4 protein-coding genes are annotated in these 4654 nt (G+C 36.7%); 1 reads left to right on the forward strand and 3 read right to left on the reverse strand.

Annotated elements, in window-relative coordinates; translation table 11 throughout:
* The 3 genes from A3EM_RS0139205 to A3EM_RS47910 all read right to left on the reverse strand — a co-directional run.
* Positions 1-1553 (reverse strand): ligand-binding sensor domain-containing protein (locus A3EM_RS0139205; RefSeq protein ID WP_020533715.1); only part of this gene is annotated, 1553 nt, incomplete at its 3' end.
* 389 nt (positions 1554-1942) lie between these two features.
* A complete protein-coding gene (locus tag A3EM_RS0139215) occupies positions 1943-3697 on the reverse strand; it encodes a sulfatase family protein (RefSeq protein ID WP_020533717.1) in 1755 nt (584 codons plus the stop codon).
* A gap of 156 nt (positions 3698-3853) precedes the next feature.
* Positions 3854-4021: a hypothetical protein gene (locus A3EM_RS47910; protein ID WP_020533718.1), complete on the reverse strand. Its 168-nt coding sequence runs from the start codon at positions 4019-4021 to the stop codon at positions 3854-3856.
* 11 nt (positions 4022-4032) lie between these two features.
* Between A3EM_RS47910 and A3EM_RS0139225 the strand changes: the two genes are divergently transcribed.
* Complete coding sequence (locus A3EM_RS0139225; protein ID WP_020533719.1) at positions 4033-4608, forward strand: Crp/Fnr family transcriptional regulator; 576 nt, start codon at positions 4033-4035, stop codon at positions 4606-4608.
* Positions 4609-4654 lie beyond the last annotated feature (46 nt).

The following is a 4654-nucleotide window of genomic DNA, read 5'->3' on the forward strand; positions in this document are numbered from 1 at the left end:
AAATTGCTCAAGCCATAATTTGTTCCAATCCAGTAAGCGTGTTGAGAATCTTCGAAAAAAGCCCTTATTTCGTTATGTGGAGCTTTTAAATTTGCTTTGCTTTTAGGAACGTAGGATATAAAATCATCCTCAGGGTTTTTCAGCATTTGTAAAGGACCTTCTCTTGGCCCAATCCAAAGTTGTTTTTTTGAATCAAGATAAAGTACATAAACCCTGTCTTGATTTAGGCTTCCTTTGTCTCCTGGGAGGTGTCTGTAATATTTACTTTTTCCGGTTTTTTTATTGAAGTAGTTTAATCCGGAGCTATAGGTACCTACCCAAATGTAATCCGGATCAACTGCATTTTCAATACAAAGGATAAATTCCCCACTTACACTTTCGGGATCATTTTCATCGTGGCAATAATGCTGAAAAGTGCCTTTTTCATAATCGAATCTGCTGAGACACCCACCTTCCTTTGTTCCAATCCAAATCTCCCCTGTTTTGTCCTGATGAATACTTCTTACGCTATTACTGGGTAAACCATCTTCCTTAAAATTCATATTATAATGTAAAAATGGTTTACGGTTCATATCTAAAAAATTAATCCCCTTGTCATAAGTTCCCAACCAGAGGTTTCCCCATTTATCATTAAACATAGAAACAAGGGCATTAGAGTTTAGCCCTTTGGGGTTAAACTTATCCATGAAAAATCCAGTGGCAGTATCTTTTTCTGTGTCGAGATAATACAATCCTCCATCGCGAACAGCTACAATAAATTTCCCTTTCGATTCTTCTATAATGTCTGAGATTGAACTGGTGGCGAAATAACCATTTTGCTGACTATATTCTTTAATTTCTCTGGTATGATTATTTTCTATCCTAACTAGGCCCAATTCTTTAGTACCAGCCCAAATTTTTCCCTGACTATCTTCTATTACCGTTCTCACATCAACCTGCCTTAAAAAGGTATCAACCAATCCATTTTCCAGATCAAAAGTTCCAAAAGAAAATTCTTTATTTACCCAAATGTTATCCCTACTGTCAATGAAAATTTCGTGAAACCTTCCATCGGCAATTTTTTTAAATTCTTTGCCTAGGTAATCTTTCTTGTAAAGTCCCTGAGTGGAAGCTACCCAAAGGTTATTTTCTTTATCAAAGAAAAAATCGAATACTTCACTTCTCACATTGGTTTTTTCGAAAATCTCGGTTTTCTTGTCAAATTTATCCAAACCATTATCAGTGGCGATCCATAAACTCTTCCTGTCTAAACTCTCTTTAAGGGAATTGACCCAATTACTTGCCAGGCTCAAGGAATCATTGGTTCTGTGTTCGAAAGTTTCAAAACCATAGCCATCAAACTTGTTGAGTCCTACGGTGGTGGCAACCCAGATAAAGCCTTCACTGTCCTGGCAAAATTCCTGGACCTGATTGGAGGACAAGCCCTGATTTTTGGTGTAATGCTCAAATACTAATTGTTTTTGGAATAATTGCTGAGCAGATAATAACCAGGGGGTTAAGAGGAAAACTCCTAAAAAAAATACCTTATATAAATTTAAATTTTTAAAAACCATCTAGGAATAAACTAATGCATACAGGCTATTATTGGCTACTTTGGAAGAAATAGCGCAGCACTTACCAATCAAAAACATCCAGGCTTTTCATAAATATAGTGGAAAGTTCCTCAATTCCTAAATTAGGTTTCTTTTTAAGACAAATTTTCAGATCCTAATACCCAGGATAATTCTACAGTTGTTTTTAAACCTGGAAAGTCCTTTGAGTTTGGCAAAGAATGAAAGTACTGGAGGTGTCCCGGAAAATGGAAATGAAAGTATCTGGAGACCAATAAACAGAATTAATAAGTAATTGGTCAGTTTAAATTCTTAAACACTCCGAATAAAACTTTTTGGTCCGCTACCTTCAGGTTCCCTTTCAAATTTCACTTCAAATCTTTATTTATTCCCTAATCAATTTTTATTTCAAGTAATTCACTTGGTTTAAACCCAATTCTATGAGCCTGAACAAGCAACCTATCTCCTTCCTGGACTTTAAATGGTTTCTGGTAAACGTTCCAGGATACAGGAGCACCATTTTTAGTCACTATTTTATAACCAATGGAGGCTCCCTGAGTGTCACAGGTTATGGTTACTTTTTTCTCAGAAGTTGTCACAATAGGATCAAGAGTTACTGGTTGTTCCTCCTGGCCATTCCAGAGTTGCATAATCAAATCTCCTTCAGGGAGGTTCGGTTGATCACCTATTTCCTTAATCCAACGATCCATTTCTGCACTTAGCTCTTTTAACTTTTCCCCATATGCAGGGTCCCCTGCCAGATTATTCAATTCATGCGGATCTGCCTTACAATCATATAACTCTTCCGGGGTTTTGTTTTCCCGAAACCATTGAGACTGGATACTGTTCAATTTGCCTTCCTGCTGCAGTTGCAATAACTGTTGCATTGTAGGTATTTGTTCTCTATAGGCAAGCGGTAAATAGTAGGGCTGCTCCGGGCGATAATTCCGAATGTATTTAAATTGTTCGTCTCTAACTGCACGGATAACATCTGTAGTTTCATCGAATCGATCTGCAGCAGCGTGAATATACTTTCGTTTTTTCTCAGCCTTATGGTCACCTAAAAAAGCACTTCCATGGATATATGCAGGAGGTTCCACCCCTGCTAATGATAGCAATGTAGGCGCTAAATCTATAAAACTAATGAGCTGTTCATCCTCCATTCCAGCCTTCAATTTATTGGGGAACCTGACAATTAATGGAGTATTTAAACCCGAATCATAAATTAAACGTTTTTGGCGGGGTAATGGCCCACCATGATCTCCATAGAAAAATATGATTGTTTTTTCTAATAATCCATCCGCCTCCAATTGTTTCAATATTGCTCCGACTTGTTTATCCATTTCGGCTATATTATTATACATTTTCCACATGTCTCTGCGAACCACATCAGTATTTGGAAGGTAAGGAGGAATAGGAAATTCAAGGTCTTTTGAAATATGAACTGGTGTCTGCGCTTCCGTCATGCGGCCTTTACCCCAGGAATAGGAAGTATCTCCGGAATGGTAATGTCTGGTTTCTATATTTCTAAAGCCATAGGGTTCAAATAGCCCTGATTCATGTGTTTCGGTAAAATTAAAAATGGAGAAAAACGGCTGACCTTCTGCTCTATTACGCCAGTGCCCATAAGGACTACTTTCATCCCATGCAGTTACCGGAGCTTTAAACTGATAATCTTCCTTCAGGTTGTTGCTACAATAATAACCCTGCATCCGGAGCAATTCACTCACCATTTTCACCTCTTGTGGAGGAACCGCTTCATAAGGTTTCAAACCTGTTTTTTCCGAATGAGAACTTGTACGCATATGATTAGCACCTATACCTGACGGATACATACCCGTAGCAATACCTGCCCTGCTCGGGGCACATACACCTGATGTGGAATAAAGATTTGGAAAAATAACTCCTTCATTAGCCAGGCGACTCAAATTTGGAGTTTGAATTGTTAAATCCCCAAATGGAGGAATATACGGTCCCATATCTTCAGTCACTAACCATAAAATATTCAGCGGTTCGGGTAATTGATCCACGGATTCATTAACCAATTCCTTTTGACTATTTTTTATTTCCTTTTCACAATTAGTAAAAAAAAGGCAGGTTAAGCAGAAAAAAATTTGGGGTATGGAAAGTAAAGCGTCTTTTTTCATATGTACTAGTATCTCAATCGTTTTAATTTCAAAGTTAATAATTTCCCTTTGTTTTCCACAAAAGCCGACACTCCAACTATTATTTTATAAACTCTACTGAGCCAATAGAAACCTATTATAAATGAAAACCTGAAATAAGAAAATACTCCATATTATTTATCTGGAAAGTGTACGATTGAGGTAAAGAATTGCCAGAGTCTGGTCTTCGGTCTGTATAAGCATGATATAGTTTTCCCCGAAAGACCGATTGAAGAAAATTAAAAAAATGCCTACATTAGGGAAATAAAACAGGTCTATTTTAATGGTTGGAGTCAGTTTATTCATGTAAATTCAAAATGAATATGTACGAGTTGCTTTACCAGTATTTCAAGGAAAAAACAAACATTGACAGAGATAGGTTTAACGAATTTTCTGATTACTTCAAACCTTCCCAAACTAGTAACAAGGAATTTCTCTTACGAATCGGAAAAGTGTGTAAATTCAACTATTTTGTAAATAAAGGCTGCTTAAGGATTTTTTCCCTGAACGAAGCAGGTGATGAAATGACTCGTTATTTCACCTTTGAAGGCAAGTTTGGTACAGCACTTTCAAGTTTTATCGAACAAAAACCTTCATTTGAATTTATTCAAAGTGTTGAAAAGTCAGATATTCTGATGATTTCAAGAAAGGATTTCTACATGCTTGTAGATGCTTTCCCGGAAGTAAATATAATTTATAGAGATATACTTGAAATGGCTTATGTAACCTCTCAAAAACGTATTTATGGATTGCAGGGACACACCGCACTGGAAAGACTTAAATGGTTAATTGCCTATCAACCTAAAATACTTTCCAAGCTTTCTAACAAGGTGATTGCCTCTTACCTGGGGGTTACTCCATATACCCTGAGCAGATTAAAATCTCAATTATAATCCACTTTTTTGAAATTTCATTTCCAGGCTACATGAATAAAAAAAA

The organism is Flexithrix dorotheae DSM 6795 (assembly GCF_000379765.1).
GTDB lineage: Bacteria > Bacteroidota > Bacteroidia > Cytophagales > Flammeovirgaceae > Flexithrix > Flexithrix dorotheae.

Coding starts and splice junctions, on each gene's coding strand:
- A3EM_RS0139215 (WP_020533717.1), bottom strand. CDS start 3,697: ATGAAAAAAGACGCTTTACTTTCCATACCCCAAATTTTTTTCTGCTTA.
- A3EM_RS47910 (WP_020533718.1), bottom strand. CDS start 4,021: ATGAATAAACTGACTCCAACCATTAAAATAGACCTGTTTTATTTCCCT.
- A3EM_RS0139225 (WP_020533719.1), top strand. CDS start 4,033: ATGAATATGTACGAGTTGCTTTACCAGTATTTCAAGGAAAAAACAAAC.